This window comes from Nonomuraea sp. NPDC001636, assembly GCF_040298265.1.
In the GTDB taxonomy this organism is placed as follows: Bacteria; Actinomycetota; Actinomycetes; order Streptosporangiales; family Streptosporangiaceae; genus Nonomuraea.
The window spans coordinates 34287-49333 of sequence record NZ_JBEOZT010000048.1 but is presented as its reverse complement, the minus strand read 5'-3'; the positions used below and the strand labels follow the sequence as shown (position 1 = coordinate 49333).

General features: G+C 73.0%; 17 protein-coding genes. 9 read left to right on the top strand and 8 right to left on the bottom strand.

All coding sequences use genetic code 11. From position 1 onward, the window contains the following. Positions 1–164: 164 nt before the first annotated feature. Both ABT158_RS47980 and ABT158_RS47975 read right to left on the bottom strand, forming a co-directional pair. Positions 165–566 carry an RNHCP domain-containing protein gene (locus ABT158_RS47980; RefSeq protein WP_352365635.1) on the bottom strand — a complete coding sequence of 134 codons (402 nt, stop codon included), beginning with the start codon at positions 564–566 and terminating at the stop codon, positions 165–167. Position 567: 1 nt separating this feature from the next. Continuing rightward, the gene (locus tag ABT158_RS47975) at positions 568–936 is read right to left on the bottom strand and encodes an RNHCP domain-containing protein (RefSeq protein WP_352325680.1); all 369 of its coding nucleotides are present in this window, start codon (positions 934–936) and stop codon (positions 568–570) included. A gap of 321 nt (positions 937–1257) precedes the next feature. Between ABT158_RS47975 and ABT158_RS47970 the strand changes: the two genes are divergently transcribed. Together ABT158_RS47970 and ABT158_RS47965 are read left to right on the top strand one after the other, a co-directional pair. Then, positions 1258–2967, top strand: a complete 1710-nt coding sequence (locus ABT158_RS47970) for an acyl-CoA dehydrogenase family protein (protein ID WP_352365633.1) — start codon at positions 1258–1260, stop codon at positions 2965–2967. Continuing rightward, positions 2859–3305 carry an acyl-CoA dehydrogenase family protein gene (locus ABT158_RS47965; protein WP_352365641.1) on the top strand — a complete coding sequence of 149 codons (447 nt, stop codon included), beginning with the start codon at positions 2859–2861 and terminating at the stop codon, positions 3303–3305. The genes ABT158_RS47970 and ABT158_RS47965 overlap by 109 nt, the downstream gene beginning before the upstream one ends. Here ABT158_RS47965 and ABT158_RS47960 read toward each other — a convergent pair. Next, entirely contained in the window at positions 3265–3801 is a 537-nt protein-coding gene (locus tag ABT158_RS47960) for a YceI family protein (RefSeq protein ID WP_352365631.1), read from the bottom strand. The two genes, ABT158_RS47965 and ABT158_RS47960, sit on opposite strands and share 41 nt — an antisense overlap. 148 nt (positions 3802–3949) lie before the next feature. On the opposite strand from ABT158_RS47960, the gene ABT158_RS47955 reads away from it, so the two are divergent. The 4 genes from ABT158_RS47955 to ABT158_RS47940 all read left to right on the top strand — a co-directional run bounded on the left by ABT158_RS47955 (position 3950) and on the right by ABT158_RS47940 (position 6876). Then, complete coding sequence (locus ABT158_RS47955) at positions 3950–5125, top strand: sensor histidine kinase (RefSeq protein ID WP_352365629.1); 1176 nt, start codon at positions 3950–3952, stop codon at positions 5123–5125. After that, positions 5122–5769, top strand: a complete 648-nt coding sequence (locus ABT158_RS47950; protein WP_352365627.1) for a response regulator transcription factor — start codon at positions 5122–5124, stop codon at positions 5767–5769. Before ABT158_RS47955 ends, ABT158_RS47950 begins: the two co-directional genes overlap by 4 nt. Positions 5770–5863: 94 nt before the next feature. Then, a complete protein-coding gene (locus ABT158_RS47945) occupies positions 5864–6058 on the top strand; it encodes a hypothetical protein (RefSeq protein WP_352365625.1) in 195 nt (64 codons plus the stop codon). 5 nt (positions 6059–6063) lie between these two features. Further along, positions 6064–6876, top strand: coding sequence for an MBL fold metallo-hydrolase (locus ABT158_RS47940; protein ID WP_352365623.1), 813 nt, complete (start codon positions 6064–6066; stop codon positions 6874–6876). A gap of 456 nt (positions 6877–7332) precedes the next feature. Here ABT158_RS47940 and ABT158_RS47935 read toward each other — a convergent pair whose 3' ends face one another. Continuing rightward, positions 7333–7905 carry a hypothetical protein gene (locus ABT158_RS47935; protein WP_352365621.1) on the bottom strand — a complete coding sequence of 191 codons (573 nt, stop codon included), beginning with the start codon at positions 7903–7905 and terminating at the stop codon, positions 7333–7335. Positions 7906–8280: 375 nt separating this feature from the next. Between ABT158_RS47935 and ABT158_RS47930 the strand changes: the two genes are divergently transcribed. Beyond that, positions 8281–8580, top strand: a complete 300-nt coding sequence (locus tag ABT158_RS47930) for an alpha-amylase inhibitor (RefSeq protein ID WP_352365619.1) — start codon at positions 8281–8283, stop codon at positions 8578–8580. A gap of 114 nt (positions 8581–8694) precedes the next feature. Here the strand turns inward: ABT158_RS47930 and ligD are convergent, their stop codons facing one another. Beyond that, a complete protein-coding gene (gene ligD, locus ABT158_RS47925) occupies positions 8695–9705 on the bottom strand; it encodes a non-homologous end-joining DNA ligase (RefSeq protein WP_352365617.1) in 1011 nt (336 codons plus the stop codon). A gap of 334 nt (positions 9706–10039) precedes the next feature. Between ligD and msrB the strand changes: the two genes are divergently transcribed. After that, positions 10040–10441: a peptide-methionine (R)-S-oxide reductase MsrB gene (gene msrB, locus ABT158_RS47920; RefSeq protein WP_352365615.1), complete on the top strand. Its 402-nt coding sequence runs from the start codon at positions 10040–10042 to the stop codon at positions 10439–10441. 195 nt (positions 10442–10636) lie between these two features. On the opposite strand, the gene ABT158_RS47915 is transcribed toward msrB, so the two are convergent. The 3 genes from ABT158_RS47915 to hemG form a co-directional block, all read right to left on the bottom strand. Next, a complete protein-coding gene (locus ABT158_RS47915) occupies positions 10637–11689 on the bottom strand; it encodes a hypothetical protein (RefSeq protein ID WP_352365613.1) in 1053 nt (350 codons plus the stop codon). 171 nt (positions 11690–11860) lie between these two features. Continuing rightward, a complete protein-coding gene (gene hemQ, locus ABT158_RS47910) occupies positions 11861–12562 on the bottom strand; it encodes a hydrogen peroxide-dependent heme synthase (RefSeq protein ID WP_352365611.1) in 702 nt (233 codons plus the stop codon). Positions 12563–12567: 5 nt separating this feature from the next. Then, positions 12568–13971, bottom strand: a complete 1404-nt coding sequence (gene hemG, locus ABT158_RS47905) for a protoporphyrinogen oxidase (RefSeq protein ID WP_352365609.1) — start codon at positions 13969–13971, stop codon at positions 12568–12570. 107 nt (positions 13972–14078) lie between these two features. Here hemG and ABT158_RS47900 point away from each other — a divergent pair, with 107 nt between their 5' ends. Continuing rightward, positions 14079–15044, top strand: a complete 966-nt coding sequence (locus tag ABT158_RS47900) for a DUF4349 domain-containing protein (RefSeq protein ID WP_352365607.1) — start codon at positions 14079–14081, stop codon at positions 15042–15044. Positions 15045–15047: the final 3 nt, after the last annotated feature.

The window sequence follows — 15047 nt, the reverse complement described above, 5'->3', positions numbered from 1 at the left end:
GCGGCTTTTTCTCCCTGTTTTTGTTGCGGCAGGTGGCGGCGGTGTGCTACTACCCGGGGCCCCTGCGCGTGGTTTTGGCCTACGTGTGCGCCGTTCGCCGCGCGGCGGGCCGCCCCGGAGGGCGGCCCGCCGTCGTGACGGCATCTCTTCGACAGCGCCTTCTGTCAGAGCGCCAGCAGGGCGTTCACCGGCAGGCGGCTGTCGGACAGCGGCCGTACGGCGATGCGCAGCAGGGCCAGCGCGTTGTCGTCGCCGGCGATGCGGTTGGCGCTGAGCCCGCCGCACGCCTGGCAGTGGTGGATGATCAGCCACTCCCCGTCCGGCCTGACGGTGACGCTGAGCGCCGCCATCGGGCCCCGGCAGCCCGCCCGCCGGTCCCCCGGGATCCGGTGGTCGACGTGCAGGCTGGTCAGGCAGTGCGGGCAGTGGTTGCGGTGCGCCGTGCCGGGCGCGTCCATCGGTACGTCCAGCCGGCAGCCGACGCAGCGGAACGCGTCGCCGCGCTCGTCACGTCGTACGGCCTTGGGCTGTTGCGGCCTGGCCCGGCCAGGGTTCCTCCTGGGCATGTCACAGGTCGCCGAACGCTTCGAGCGGGAACGGCGGCTGCGCGAGCGGGCGTACGGCCATGCGCATGAGGATGAGCTGGTTGTCGTCCCCGCAGATCGGGTTGGACGTCAGCTCGCCGCAGCGCGAGCAGCGATGGATGATCATCCAGTCGCCGGTGCGGAGGACCGCGATGGAGATCGGGTTCATCCGCGACCGGCACTCCGACGGGCCGCCCTCCACCCGGTCGAGCACGTGCAACGAGTGCAGGCAGCTCGGGCAGTGGTTACGGCGGACGCCGCCGGGCGCGTACGCGGCGACGGTCAGGCCGCAGCGGACGCAGGCGAAGGTGTCGGTGCTGATGATGGAACGAGGTTTGCCGTTGGCAGACAACCTGGGTTCTCCTTGCCGGATTTGTCGTGAAAAAAAGGCAGCAAGGGAGCGCCGAGCGGGCCTCACAGGCACGCTGGTGCCACGGGCGGTCCGGCCCAGTGGGGCCAGGACTTCAGATGCTCGTCCTCAGGCTCTGGAACACAGGGGAGGCGGGCACACCCGTGACACGAAGAGGCGCGCTGGGCGCCGTGCCGGGCATCAACCCACCTCCAGAAATCGCACCGAACGGGACAGTCGCCAGGGTAACCACCCCCGCCGACGCCGCGCCAACGGTTTTCCCGGGCCCTGGAGATCGACCGAATATCGTTCTAGTGTTCGTCCATGGGGATCGGGCTGACCGAGGAACACCGGGCGCTGGCGGCCTCCGTACGGGGGCTGGCGGGACGTACCGTCGAGCACCGGGCGCTGGCCGGGCAGGGGCTGCTGGGGCTGCACCTGCCGGAGGAGCACGGCGGGCAGGGGTACGGGCTGGTCGAGCTGTGCGTGGCGCTGGAGGTGCTGGGCGAGCTGCGGGTGGCGGGGCCGTACCTGCCGGTCGTGCTGGCCTCGGCGGCGCTCGCCCGATCGGCGAGGCCCGCGTCCGGCCTGCTGCGCGGGCTGGCCGACGGTTCGCTGACGGCGGCCGTCGCGCTCGGGCCGCTCGCCCTCGGGTCGTCCGGGGCCGACCTGTTCCTCGTGCCGCACGGTGACGGGTGGGCGCTGCTCGACCGGGCCGGCGTGCGCGCCGAGCCCGCCGAGTGCGTCGACCTGGACCGGGACCTGTGCACGGTCACGGCCGTCGCGGGCCGCGACGTCCAGCCGGAGCGCCTGCTGGGGCCGGTGCCGGTGCGGGAGCTGGCCGCGGTGCTGCTCGGCGCCGACGCGTGCGGCACCGCCGCCTGGGCGGTCGGCACGGCCGCCGCCCACGCCAAGACACGCGAGCAGTTCGGCCGCCCGATCGGCCAGTTCCAGGGCGTCAAGCACCGGGTGGCGGCCGCCCTGGTGGCCCTGGAGCAGGCTCGCGCCGCCGTCTGGGACGCCGCCCGCGCCTTGGACGCGCCGCACGTGGGAGAGCCCCAAGCGCCCGGCGGGCTCGGTGACGACGTGCGGCTGGCCGTCGGGGTGGCGGCGGTGCTGGGGCCGGACGCGGCGGTGCGCTGCGCGGCCGACGCCATCCAGGTGCTCGGCGGCATCGGTTACACCTTCGAGCACGACGCCCACCGCCACTACCGCCGCGCCCTGTCCGGCCGCATGCTCGCCGGCGACCCGGGGCCGTGGGCCGAGCAGGTCGCCGAGCTGGCCCTGGCGGGCGCCCGCCGCGCGATGGAGCCCGACCTGCCCGAGGAGTCCGTCCCGCTCAGGGAGGCGATCAGGGCGGAGGCCGAGTCGTTGCGGCGCGAGGAGCCGCTCGCCCGGCTGGGCCGGTTCGCGCGGGAGGGCTGGATCATGCCCTACCTGCCCAGGCCGTGGGGCCGCGCGGCCACGCCGCTGGAACAGGTGATCATCCACCAGGAGTTCCGCGCCCTCAAGCGTCCCAACCTGGGGATCGCCGCCTGGGCGGTCCCGTCCATCGTCACGTACGGCACCCCCGAGCAGCAGGAGCGTTTCCTGCCCAGGACGTTCACCGGCGAGCTCGTGTGGTGCCAGCTGTTCAGCGAGCCGGGCGCCGGGTCCGACCTGGCCGGTCTGTCCACCAGGGCCACCCGCGTGGCCGGCGGCTGGTCGCTGACCGGCCAGAAGATCTGGACGTCCCTCGCCCAGTACGCCCACTGGGGCATCTGCCTGGCCCGCACTCCCCCGACAGGCCCAAGCACGAGGGGATCACGTACTTCCTGGTGGACATGTCCGCCCCCGGCGTCACGGTCAGGCCGCTCAAGGAGATCAACGGGGACGAGATCTTCAACGAGGTGTTCCTCGACGACGTCTTCGTCCCGGACGACCTGGTGGTGGGCGAGGTGGACGGCGGCTGGCGGGTGGCCCGCGACACGCTCTCCCACGAGCGGGTCGCGCTCGGCGACTCCTGGGGGCCGGGCTCCCGGCACACCGACATGATGCGGCTGGCCGGCGCCCTGCCGCCGCTGCGGCAGTCGCAACGCGAGCAGGCCGGCCGCCTGTGGGCCGAGGGCCAGGCGATCTCGGCGCTCGGGCTGCGCGTGACGCTGTCCAGGCTGGCCGGGGCCGACCCGGGGCCCGCCTCCAGCGTGCGCAAGCTGCTCGGCATGCGGCACGCGCAGGCGGTCTCGGAGTTCTGCTGGTCGCTGGCGCCGTCCGACCGCCACTGGAACCGCATGATCCTGACCACCCGGGCCTTCACCATCGGCGGCGGCACCACGGAGGTGCAGCTCAACATCATCGCCGAGCGCGCGCTGGGCCTTCCCCGCGATCCGTGACGCCCGCCCGCACGCACCTGACCTCGGCCGACATCGCCAGGTGCCGCGCGGCGAGCCCGGGCATGGCGGTCACCCCGAAGGCGGTGCGGTCCACGCGGGCGGCGACCACGACGGTGAAGCCGTTCGCGGTCACGTCGCAGCGCTCGACGGTGAGGGTGAGCGGGCGCTGGACGCCGGTGACGGTGAGCGTGCCGGTCAGCGTCCCGTCGCCGGCGGGGCGGCCGGTGAAGGTGATGAGGGGGTGGCGGGCGGCGTCGAGGAAGCGGGGCGAGCGCACGGTCTCGTCGCGGCGGTGGTTGCCGGTGTGGAAGCCGGCGGCGTCGATCTCCACGCGCACGCGGGAGTCGGCGAGCGGTTCGGCGACGTCCACGGTGCCGCCCCTGACGTCGAAGGTGCCGCGGGCGCGGGCGAGGCCGTACAGGTGCCGGGTGGTGAAGTGGATCGCGGAGTTCTCGGTGTCGATCTCGTAGCGGCCCAGCGAGGGCAGGTTCGTCATGGGTCCATTGCACGGCGGCGGGGTGGCCGTGCGGCAGAGCGGGCCGTCGGTGGTGGGGGCGACGATCGGCGGGAGCGCATGCGACTTTCGTATGGTTTCCCACTTACCCGATATTTACGGCATGCGGGGATGTCGTAGCGTTTGCGGCATGGGTGCAGGGGCGTGTCGCCGTTCCCTCGTGCTGGACGTGGTCATCGCGGGCGGCTTCGCGCTGCTGGACACCGGCTCGACGCTGCTCGGCCTGTCGTGGTGGCCCGAGCGTCCCGGTCCGCTCGCCTGGGCGCTGCTGGCGGTCCAGGCGGCCGCCTGCCTGTCGCTGGTGGCCCGCCGCCGGGCGCCGCTGACGGTCCTGGGCGTGCTGGGGACGTACACGCTCGTGGTGACGTTGCTGATCTCGCCGGGCGGGCTGCTGGTCCCGGCCGGGCAGGGGAACGTGTGGGCGCCGTTCGCGACCATCGCGGCGGCGTACGGACCGCTCTACGACCGCAGGGACCGGCGGATCGCCGTCGCCGCGCTGGCCGCGTACACGATGGTGATCGCGCGGGTGTGGGACCCGTCGGCCGGCGTGCTCGTCGACGGCGTGCTGCGCACGGCCGTCGGCCCGCTGCTCGCGCTCTACCTCGACGGACGGCGGCGGGTGCTCAGGATGCTGGTCGAACGCGCCGAACGGGCCGAACGCGAGCGGCACCTGCTGGCCGAGCAGGCCCGCGCCGAGGAGCGCGCCCGGCTGGCCGGCGAGATGCACGACGTCGTCACCCACCGGGTGAGCCTCATGGTGCTGCAGGCCGGCGCGCTGCGGGTCACCGCGGCCGACGAGCACACCCGGCAGACCGCCGAGGAACTGCGGGCCGCGGGCTGCCAGGTGCTCGACGAGCTGCGGGACCTGATCGGCGTCCTGCGCACCGCGCCGGAGCCGGACGTGCCGCCGTCGGCGGCCGACTTCGCCGCGCTGGTCGCCGAGTCCGCCTCCGTGGGCACCCCGGCCGAGCTGGTCGAGGAGGGCGACCGGGCGCTGGCCTCGCCGGTGGTGGGGCGCACGGCGTACCGGATCGTCCGCGAGGCGCTGACCAACGTGCGCAAGCACGCGCCGGGCGCGCGGGTGCAGGTGCGGATCGAGTACGGCCAGGCGCGGGTACGGCTCACGGTGCGCAACACGCCGCCGACCGGCCTGCCCGGCGGCCCCCTGGCCGGCACCGGCTCCGGCCTCGGCATCGCCGACCTGCGGCGGCGGGTCGAGGTCGTGCACGGCACGCTGCGCGCCGGGCCGTCCCCCGACGGCGGGTTCACCGTCGAGGCCGTTCTCCCGGCGTACGTGGCGACATGATCAGGGTCGTGGTCGTGGACGACGAGCCGATGGTCTGCCGCTTCCTGCGCACCATCCTCGGCTCGGCGCCCGACATCGAGGTCGTGGACGAGGCCCACGACGGCGCCGCCGGCGTCGAGGCGGTCGTGCGCAGCCGTCCGGACGTCGTGCTGATGGACCTGCGCATGCCCCGCGTGGACGGGCTCACCGCGATCGAACGCCTGGCCGAGCTGCCCCGGCCGCCGGTCGTCGTGGTGCTGACGACGTTCGACGCCGACGAGTACGTGCTGCGCGCCCTGCGCGCGGGGGCCGCCGGCTTCCTGGTCAAGTCCACGCCGCCGGAGGACCTGATCGGGCTCGTCCGAGTGGCCGCCGAAGGGCACACCGTGCTGTCGCCCATCGCCGCCCGCCGGCTGGTGGCGGCCTCGGCCGCGGCGGACCCGGCCCGCGCCCGCGCCCGCGAGCTGCTGGGGTCGCTGACCGGACGCGAGCGCGAGGTGCTGGCCTGCCTCGGCGAAGGGCTGTCGAACGCGCAGATCGCCGCCCGCCTCCACCTGGCCGAACCCACCGTCAAGGGGTACGTGTCGCGCCTGCTGGACAAGCTGGGCTGCCACAACCGCACCCAGGCGGGCCTCATCGCCCACGACGCGGGCCTGACCAGGTAGGCGCCACGGGCGGCGGGTTCGGCGGCGGGTTTGGCTGCGGGTTTGGCGGCGGAGCAGCGAGGTAGGTGATAAGCCGCAAAGGGGGACAAAAGCCATGAGTAATCCGCAACAGCCCGAACTTCGCCGGTCGGGTAAGTCCGGCGCGAACGCGAAATCCACCGACGCCGTGCCGGAGTCGAAGAGCGGCGGCAAGCGGGCCGGCCGGCCGCACGGCAGCGACAAAGGACACAAGGGCGGCGGCAAGGGCGGCGGCGTGCCTCCGGGCCAGCACCCGCCGTATCCGGGGTGAGCGGGATGAAGGGCAGCCTGCAGTTCATCGGCAACGCGACCACGCTGATCCGCTACAACGGCTTCACGCTGCTGACGGATCCCAACTTCCTGCACCGCGGCCAGCGGGCGTACCTGGGCTACGGCCTGAGCTCGCGCCGGCTGAAGGACCCGGCCATCGACGTGTCGGACCTGCCGCCCATCGACGCGGTGGTGCTGTCGCACCTGCACGGGGACCACTGGGACCGGGTGACGGAGAAGGGCCTGGACAAGGGCACCCAGATCATCACCACCCGGCAGGCGGCGCGCACGCTGCGCCGCCGCGGCTTCGGCCGCAGCACGGGCCTGGAGGTGTGGGAGCAGCACGAGCTGAGCGGCCCGCAGGGCAGCGTGACCGTCACCGCACTGCCCGCCAGGCACGCGCCCGGCCCCGCCGAGGCGCTGCTGCCGCCGGTGATCGGGACGATGCTGGAGTTCCGCGGCCCCGAGGGCCTGGTGGAGCTGCGCCTGCACATCAGCGGCGACACCCTGCTCGACCGCCGCCTGGAGGCGATCCCGCGTCGCTTCCCCGAGGTCGACCTCGCGCTCGTGCACCTGGGCGGCACCCGTCTGCTCGGCACCCTGCTGGTCACCATGGACGGCGAGCAGGGCGCGACCTGGGTCGATCTGATCAACCCGCACACCGTGGTGCCGGTGCACTTCGACGACTACGGCGTCTTCAGCTCACCGCTGGACGACTTCCGGCACCACATCGAGCAGGTGGGCCTGGCCGACCGGGTGGTCTACCTGGAACGCGGCGAGACCCGCGAACTGGCGCCGCACCACCTCGTGCGCCGCTGACCGCCCGCTCCACATCCGGACGGGTGCGCCGCTGAGCGCTCGCTCCGCACCCGTCCGGGCCCCGCACCCGCCCGGGCCCGCATCCGTCCGAACCTGCGCCCGCCCGAGGGACGCACCCCGTCCGAGGCGCACACCCGTCCGGACAAGCACCCGTCCGGAGCGCGCATCCGTCCGAACCTGCACCCGTCCAAGGGCCGCACCTGTCCGGACCCCCGCCCGTCCGAGGCAGTTTGCCGGGCGGGTGCTTCGGCGTTTCGCCGGGGATGAGGTTTCTTCTACTCGGTTGAGGAATCTCCTACCGGGGGCGGAAGTTTACATATCCGATTTCTGCCCCGGTGGGAGGTACGGGAGTTACCTTCGTTCTCGGCCGCACCTCCTGTGCCGCCGCACGGCCGGGCCGTCGGGTCCCGTCCCAGGCACCGGGTCCGGCCGTGCGGCCCACAGCCGCCGCCCCGCTCAGGAAAGCTTGGCCAGCTTCTCCGACGTCCTCTTGAACTCCTTGCCGGTCCACTTGTAGGTCTGGCGGACGAGCAGGTCGGGGCAGCACCGGGGAGCCTTGTCGCTGACCACCTTGCCGCTCAGGCGCACCTCGCCGTGCTGGACGGCGACGGTCTGGGTCTTGAAGTACCGGTTCTTGCCGAGCGTGCCGATCAGCCGCGGGGCCGAACGCCGGGACGCGCCGTCGTAGACGAAAGCCAGCACCGGGTTCCCCGCCGTGGGGCTCGGGCAGGACGAGGTGACGACGGTGTCGGGACGCCCGTCCCGCGTGAGGTCGCCGACGGCGGCGACGCGGGCGCGGACGACGTACCACTTGTCCTTCGGCCCCGGCTTGGGGCAGTGCAGCGCCCGCTCCACGACGGGCGCCCAGTCGATGCCCTGGAACGGGTCGGTCGCCGCCGGGCCGGTCGCGGCGAAGGCGGCGCCCGTGGCGAGGATCGGCGCCAGTGAGGTCGAGAGGGCGACGGTCGACGCCCAGACGCGGAGTCGGCGGGCCATCGGGCTGCTCTTGTGCGTGGCGCTTGAGTTCATGACCGTTTCGATGCGGGAAACGCCTGACAAGTTCGGCCCGAACCGCGTGACTTCCGGCCGTCATGCCGTCCGGAACGTTTCCCCCCCACGCCGTTCGGAGCGGTTCGCCCCCATGCCGTCCGGAGCCTTTCGCCCCCCATGCCATCCGGCGCGTTTCGTCAGGCGGAAGAGGCGCAGGGCTTTGTGGGGACTCGACCACATTTTCGGAAGCGTCGTCCCAGCGTTACGCGCGACACGCCCAGACCTGCGGCTCTCATCCTGTACGAGGTCACGATCGCCACCGCCGTTATCGATCTGAGATGTTCACTTATGTCTCCACCTCGCCCCCTGCCCAGGCAGCCGCCTGGCCGAGGCCGGAACGGAAGGACACCTCACATGCGCCCAGCCACCCGCGCAGCTCTCGTCACCCTCGCCGTCACGTGCTGCACCTTCAGCTCGTTGCCGGCCTGGGCGGCGCCGGCCGGGAACGCGCCGTCGTGCGTGACCGTCTGGCAGAACACCGGGACCATCACCAAGACCGGCTACGCCCGCAACGACTGCGGCTACCGGCTCCGTCTGAAGATCATCTGGGCGCGCGGGACGGACGGCGCCTGCCAGACCGTGGACCCCGGCGAGACCATCTACTCGCGCGTGCCGCGCGGCGTGCGCACCTTCGACGGAGCCGACACCTGCTGACCGGCCCCCGCGGAAAAGGCCGGCCCCACGACGGGGGCCGGCCTTTCGGGCTGCCGTCACCCGGGGATCAGCCGTCGGCGACCGGGACTCCCGCTGCGCCCGACAAGTGAGTGATCACTTCTCCTCCGGCGCGTTCCTCGCCTTGCTGGGCTGGACGCGCTTGGGCTCGCCCGGCATCTTCGGGTAGTTGGGCGGGTAGGGCAGGTCGCCGCGGTCGTCGGCGGCGTACATCTCCAGCAGGGGCTCGATCGAGTACGCCCGGTCGTCGATGGCCGCGTGCACGTCGCCCAGCTTGGCGAAGCGGGCCGGGACGGTGCGGATGTCGAAGTCGCGCGGGTCGGCGTCGGCCAGCTCGTCCCAGGTCAGCGGGGTCGAGACGGGGGCGTGCGGCTGGGCCCGGACGGAGTAGGCGCTGGCGACGGTGCGGTCTCTGGCGTTCTGGTTGAAGTCGATGAAGACGCGGTCGCCGCGCTCCTCCTTCCACCACGCGGTGGTCACCAGGGCGGGGTCGCGGGCCTCGACCGCCCTGGCCAGCGCGATGCCGGCGTGACGCACCTGCACGAAGTCCCAGCGGGGCTCGATGCGCACCGCGATGTGCACGCCGCGGTTGCCCGAGGTCTTGACGAACCCCGCCATGCCCAGCTCGTCGAGCACCTCGCGGGTGCGCTCGGCGGCCCGGCGCGCGGCGTCGAACTCCAGGCCGGGCTGCGGGTCGAGGTCGATGCGCAGCTCGTCGGGGTGCTCGACGTCGGCGGCCCGCACCTGCCAGGGGTGGAAGTCGATCGTGCCCAGGTTGGCGCAGTAGGCGATCGCGGCGACCTCGGTCACCCGGAGCGAGTCGGCGGTGCGGCCGCTGGGGAAGGTGACCGTGACCGACTGCAGCCACTCGGGATGCCTGGGCGGCATGCGCTTCTGGTAGATGGCCTCGGTCTGGACGCCGTCGGGATGGCGCTTGATGTTGGTCGGCCGGTCTCTGAGCGCGCGCAGGGCCCCTTCGCCGACGCTCACGTAGTACTCGACCAGCTCGCGCTTTGTCGCCCCGATCTCCGGGAAGTAGACCTTGTCGGGATTGGTGACCTTGACGGTCCGCTCCCCCACCTTGAGCTCTATGAACGGCGATGCCATGCCACCGAACCTACTCCCCCGCGCCGACAGAACGGCCGACGTGAGAGGTGGGCCCGTCCCGGAGCCGCGTCGGTGGCGGGACCGGGGCTCGACGGGACGGACCTAAGATCATCCATCGCCGTTCCGGGCGCTGGCGCGCCACCCGGCCGGCCATCTCGGGTCGCCAGCGGCGCCAGCACGGGCGTGGGCTGTGCCGCTACGGCGAGCCGCGGACGATCTCACCCCTTGGCAGGAGGCGATGACACCCCCTTACCGACAAAGACGCGAATTCGGCCGAGAAAGGATGCTTCACCCTGCGGAGATCTCTTTTTGCCGGATCTCGTAGTCTGGACGCATGGACAAGGTGGTCAAGAGCGAGGCCGAATGGCGGGCCAGGCTCTCTCCTGAGGAGTTCCACGTGCTCAGGGAGGCCGGGACCGAGCGCCCGTTCACGGGGGAGTACGTCGACACCAAGACCGAGGGCGTGTACTCGTGCCGTGCCTGCGGCGCCGAGTTGTTCCGGTCCGACACGAAGTTCGAGTCGCACTGCGGATGGCCGAGCTTCTTCGAGCCGTCGGGGTCGGAGGCGGTGAAGCTGATCGAGGACGACAGTCACGGCATGGTGCGCACGGAGGTGCGCTGCGCCCGCTGCGACTCCCACCTCGGTCACGTCTTCCACGGCGAGGGTTATCCGACGCCGACCGACGATCGTTACTGCATCAACTCGGTCTCGCTGAGGCTCGAACCCAAGGGGTGATCGATCAGCGACAGAGCGTACCGATCGTCCACAAGGGGTAGGGGCCTGCTTGTGGACCGTGTCCATCTTCGCCACCGCTGGGTGACGATTGAGACGATCGGGCGTGTCGTGACTCAGCGGTGTGAGCTGTGCTCGAAGACGAGGGTCCGGGTGCGCTAGCCCGCTTCGGGGGCTCTCGCGGTTCCCCGGCGCACGTCAGTTCGGCCGGGGGTAGGTGACACGGCAGCTGTGATCGGACGGGCCCAGGATGTTGGCGAGGACGGGGTTCCCGTTCTCGCCGAACTCCGCCTGCACGAACACGATCGGACGCTGCACGCCGTTCGCCCTGAGGTACTCCAGGCCGCGTTTGCACAGCGTGATGGCCGCGGCGGAGTTGTCGGCGCTGTCCGGTAAGTTCGTGTAAATGCGCAGATATCCGCCTACGGTGCGGATGTCCTTGAGGTGTTTCATCGCCTTGTCGCCCCGCCCCCAACGGGCGCGGAAGTACTCGGCGGCCTCCCGGTCGGTGTGCCGCGACGGCCCGTCGGCCTTGTAACTGGCCGAGTCGCCGCCCTTGGCCTCGCCCGGGTCGTCGGCCTCGGGCAGGCTGACCTGGGCGTCGCCGGTCTCGGTCTGCCCCGTGACGGTGTCCGGCTTGCCCTGGACGGCGTCCGGCTTCGCGGCGGGGTCGGCGGGGTCGGCGGTGCCGGTGGTGGCGGGCGTCCCTGAGCCGGCGGGGTCGGCGGCGGCCGGCGTGCTCGGCCGGGCCTGGCCCTTCGGCAGCTCGCGTGCCTCCGCGGCGCCCTTGCCGCTGGCCGGCGCCCGTCCCGGATTCGCCGGGACGCCGCCCTCGGCCGCCGGGTCCTGCCTGGCCGTGGCGCCGTCCGCGCCGGCCGGGGCTCCGGAGGCGGCGACCGTCCCGCCGAACGCGCCGTTCAGGCCGAGCAGCAGCGCCACTCCCCCGGCCAGCGCCACCGCGCCCGCGGCCAGGCCCCGCGTTCCCGTACGCCCGCGCCGCCGCCGCCCACGCCGCCCGCGTCCCGTACGCGCCTCCGCCGGGCCGCCGGTCACCCGCGCGTGCCTCGTACGCGCGTCAGCCGGGCCGCCGGACACTCGCGCGTGCCCCGTGCGCGCCTCCGCCCGGCCGCCGGTACGGGGTTCCGTCCGGTCGCCGGGCTGCTGGGCGGCCGGTGTCGTGTCCCGTAACGCCGCATGACGGCCTGGCGCGCGCCGGCGCCCGGGGCCCTGACCCTCCGCGGACTGTTCCACCCGGCCCTCCTCGCCCCTGCGTGGACCGTGCCACCGACGTCACGCCACCGAAAGGGAATTCACCCTCGATTGTGACAAAGGGGATAGATCACTGCAGGGAGATCGTCAAGTTGGCCTCGACGTTCCGCGCCGCCCCGGGCCGCCCCGGGCCGCCCCGGGCCGCCATGACCGCTAGGGCAGGGCCGCGACGAGCTCCTGCACCGGCTTGCGGGCGCCGGTGTAGAACGGGATCTCCACGCGGGTGTGGCGGCGGGCCTGCGCGCCGCGCAGCGTGCGCATCAGGTCGACGATGCGGTGGAGCTCGTCGGCCTCGAACGCCAGCATCCACTCGTAGTCGTTGAGCGAGAAGCAGGCCACGGTGTTGGCCCGCACGTCGGGGTAGTCGCGGGCCATCCGGCCGTGCTCGGCCAGCATCGCCCGCCGCTCGGAGTCCTCCAGCAGGTACCACTCGTAGGAGCGCACGAACGGGTAGACGCTGACGTACGCCCGCGGCTCCTCCTCGGCCAGGAAGGCCGGGATGTGGGACTTGTTGAACTCGGCCGGCCGGTGGAGCGCCATGGCCGACCAGACCGGCCTGCTGTGCCGGCCGAGGCCGGTGCGGCGGAACCGGGAGTAGACGTCCTGGAGGTCCTCGGGTGTGGGAGCGTGCCACCAGAACATGTAGTCGGCGTCGGCACGGAAGCCGGCGACGTCGTAGACCCCCCTGGTCACGACGTCCTTCCCGGCCGCCTGTGCGAGCAGCTCCTCGACCTCGTCGGCCATGTTCTCCCGGTTGCCCGGGACCTGCTCGGTCACCTGGAAGACCGACCACATGGTGTAACGGATCACCTGGTTGAGATCGCGGGCCTTCGGCCGCGGCGCGCCCTCTGTCATGTCCTTCATTCTCCTTCTCGCGACAGGTGGTCCAGAATCCGGGCCGCGGCCGTGCGGGCGGTCGCGATGCAGGCGGGGACGCCGATGCCGTCGTAGGCCGCGCCGCACACGGCGAGCCCGGCGGCGCCGGAGACCGCGGCGCGCACCCTGGCCACCCGGTCGAGGTGGCCCACGTTGTACTGCGGCAGCCCGCCGCCCCAGCGGGTGACCCGGCTGTCGACGGGCAGGCCGCGCACGCCGATCACGTCGGCCAGCTCGGCCGTGGCCAGCGACACCAGCTCGGCGTCGTCGCGCTGGAGCAGGTGCTCCTCGCCGATCCTGCCGACCGAGCAGCGTACGAGCAGCAGGTCCTGGGCCAGGTGGGGCCACTTGACCGAGCTGAACGTCACCGCCTTGACCGGCCGGCCCTCCACCGGCGGCACCAGGTAGCCGCTGCCGGTCGGCGGCTGCGGGAGCGCGTCGATCGGGTAGGCCAGCGTGACGACGGCCATGCTGGCGTACTCGATCCTGGCCAGCTCGGCGGCGGCCTTGGGCACCTCGCCCTTGAGCAGGCGGGCGGCGGCGGGCGCGGGCGTGGCCAGGATGACGGCGTCGGCCTCGATCACCTCGGGCCGCGGCACCGGCCCGGCGACCAGCCGCCAGCCGTGCTCGGTGCGGTGGAGCTCGCGCACGGTCACGCCGGTCCGGACGTCGGCTCCGGACGCCTTGGCCACCGCCTCGGGCAGGCTGCCCAGGCCCTGGCGCAGCGTCGTGAAGACCGGCCCGCCGTTCTTGGGCGCCTCCTCGACGATGTGCCGGGCGGCGCTCAGCAACGAGCGCTCGGCCCTGGCGACGGCCGCGACCTGCGGCATCGTCGCCTCCAGCGACAGCATGTCGGAACGGCCGGCGTAGACCCCGCCGAGCAGCGGCTCGACCAGGCGCTCGACGATCTCACCGCCCATCCTGGCCCGGATGTAGGAGGCCACGGACACGTCGGTGCGCACCAGCGTGGGCGGCAGGACCTGGTCGAGCGGCACCCGCAGCAGGCCGCCGGGCGAGACGATGCCGGACCTGGCCAGCTCCGCCAGGTCGGACGGCACGCCCATGACGTGCCCCTTCGGCATCTGCCGCAGCGCGCCCCTGGAGTAGACGGCCGACCGCACGGTGCCGGGGAGGACCAGCTCGTCCTCCAGCCCGACGGCCTTGGCCAGCTCGACGCCCTCCGGCCGGCGGGCCAGCATGGCCTCGGCCCCGGCGTCGAGGCTCACCCCCGCGACCTCGGAGGCGTGCAGCTTGCCGCCGAGGCGGGGGCTGCCCTCCAACACGGTGACCTTGACCTGCTCGCTCGTACCCTGACGGAGGAACCACGCGGCCGCCAGGCCGGAGATCCCACCGCCGATGACGACGACGTGCGCCCGATTCCCTTCCACGTCTCCTGACGCTACCGCCTCGGCAGACCGCCCAGCTGATCGGGGCACGTGACCCTACCGTGATGTATGTCGCCAAACCGGGGTGATCCAGTTTCCGTCATAAGGGCATGAGGAGAATCCGGTTAGGCATCGCGCTCTCGGCCTGCGCCACCCTGCTGCTCGCGGGCTGCGGCGGCGGCAACATCGAGGTGGCGTCGGGCGGCTCGCCCGCGGTGGCCTCGCAGGGCATGGCCGCCCCCGAGGCGCGGGACCTGGCCGCGCCGCGGAAGCAGGCCGCGCCGCAGGACGGCGACAGCGCGGTCTCCGGCGTCGAACTGGCCCAGCGGCAGCCGGACCGGCAGGTGATCTACACCGGCAGCATGACCGTACGCGCCAAGCAGGTCACCTCGGCCGCGCAGCAGGCCAAGCAGCTCGTCACGGCGGCCGGCGGCTACCTGTCGAAGGAGGAGGCCGAGTCGGCCGGCGACACCGAGGACTCGGCCCTGCTGGAGTTCAAGATCCCGCCCGCCCGGTACGCCGACGTGACCGCCAGGCTGGGCAAGGAGCTGGGCAAGCAGCTCTCGATGACCCAGGGCACCCAGGACGTCACCCTCCAGGTCGCCGACGTCGAGAGCCGGTTGAGGTCGGCGCAGAAGTCGCTGGAGTCGCTGCGCACGCTGCTGAAGAAGGCCGAGACCATCGGGCAGGTGCTGCAGGTGGAGCGGGAGATCAACTCCCGCGAGGCGGACCTGGAGGCGTTGCAGGCCCAGCAGAAGGAGCTGGCCACCCAGGTCGCGATGGCCACGCTGACGCTCCGGCTGGTCGGGCCGGTGACCGTGGTCGAGGACCCGGCCGAGGAGCCGGCGGGCTTCCTCGGCGGGCTGAAGACCGGGTGGGAGGCGCTGGTGTCGTTCACCAAGACGGCGCTGACCGTGTTCGGCGCGCTGCTGCCGTGGCTGCTCGTCCTGGCGCCGCTGGTGGCCGTGGCGGTGTTCCTGGTACGGCGCAACCGCGCACGCCGCCCCGCGCCCCCTGCCGTGCCCCCTGCCGCGCCCGAGCCCGAGCCCGCCGAGCCCGGGCCGTCGGCGGCGTGAGGG

What these genes read in the sequence shown, in the direction of transcription:
- ABT158_RS47980 (WP_352365635.1), bottom strand. Translation starts at nt 566, where the DNA reads ATGCCCAGGAGGAACCCTGGCCGGGCCAGGCCGCAACAGCCCAAGGCC.
- ABT158_RS47970 (WP_352365633.1), top strand. Translation starts at nt 1,258, where the DNA reads ATGGGGATCGGGCTGACCGAGGAACACCGGGCGCTGGCGGCCTCCGTA.
- ABT158_RS47960 (WP_352365631.1), bottom strand. Translation starts at nt 3,801, where the DNA reads ATGACGAACCTGCCCTCGCTGGGCCGCTACGAGATCGACACCGAGAAC.
- ABT158_RS47955 (WP_352365629.1), top strand. Translation starts at nt 3,950, where the DNA reads ATGGGTGCAGGGGCGTGTCGCCGTTCCCTCGTGCTGGACGTGGTCATC.
- ABT158_RS47950 (WP_352365627.1), top strand. Translation starts at nt 5,122, where the DNA reads ATGATCAGGGTCGTGGTCGTGGACGACGAGCCGATGGTCTGCCGCTTC.
- ABT158_RS47945 (WP_352365625.1), top strand. Translation starts at nt 5,864, where the DNA reads ATGAGTAATCCGCAACAGCCCGAACTTCGCCGGTCGGGTAAGTCCGGC.
- ABT158_RS47940 (WP_352365623.1), top strand. Translation starts at nt 6,064, where the DNA reads ATGAAGGGCAGCCTGCAGTTCATCGGCAACGCGACCACGCTGATCCGC.
- ABT158_RS47935 (WP_352365621.1), bottom strand. Translation starts at nt 7,905, where the DNA reads ATGAACTCAAGCGCCACGCACAAGAGCAGCCCGATGGCCCGCCGACTC.
- ABT158_RS47930 (WP_352365619.1), top strand. Translation starts at nt 8,281, where the DNA reads ATGCGCCCAGCCACCCGCGCAGCTCTCGTCACCCTCGCCGTCACGTGC.
- ligD (WP_352365617.1), bottom strand. Translation starts at nt 9,705, where the DNA reads ATGGCATCGCCGTTCATAGAGCTCAAGGTGGGGGAGCGGACCGTCAAG.
- msrB (WP_352365615.1), top strand. Translation starts at nt 10,040, where the DNA reads ATGGACAAGGTGGTCAAGAGCGAGGCCGAATGGCGGGCCAGGCTCTCT.
- hemQ (WP_352365611.1), bottom strand. Translation starts at nt 12,562, where the DNA reads ATGACAGAGGGCGCGCCGCGGCCGAAGGCCCGCGATCTCAACCAGGTG.
- ABT158_RS47900 (WP_352365607.1), top strand. Translation starts at nt 14,079, where the DNA reads ATGAGGAGAATCCGGTTAGGCATCGCGCTCTCGGCCTGCGCCACCCTG.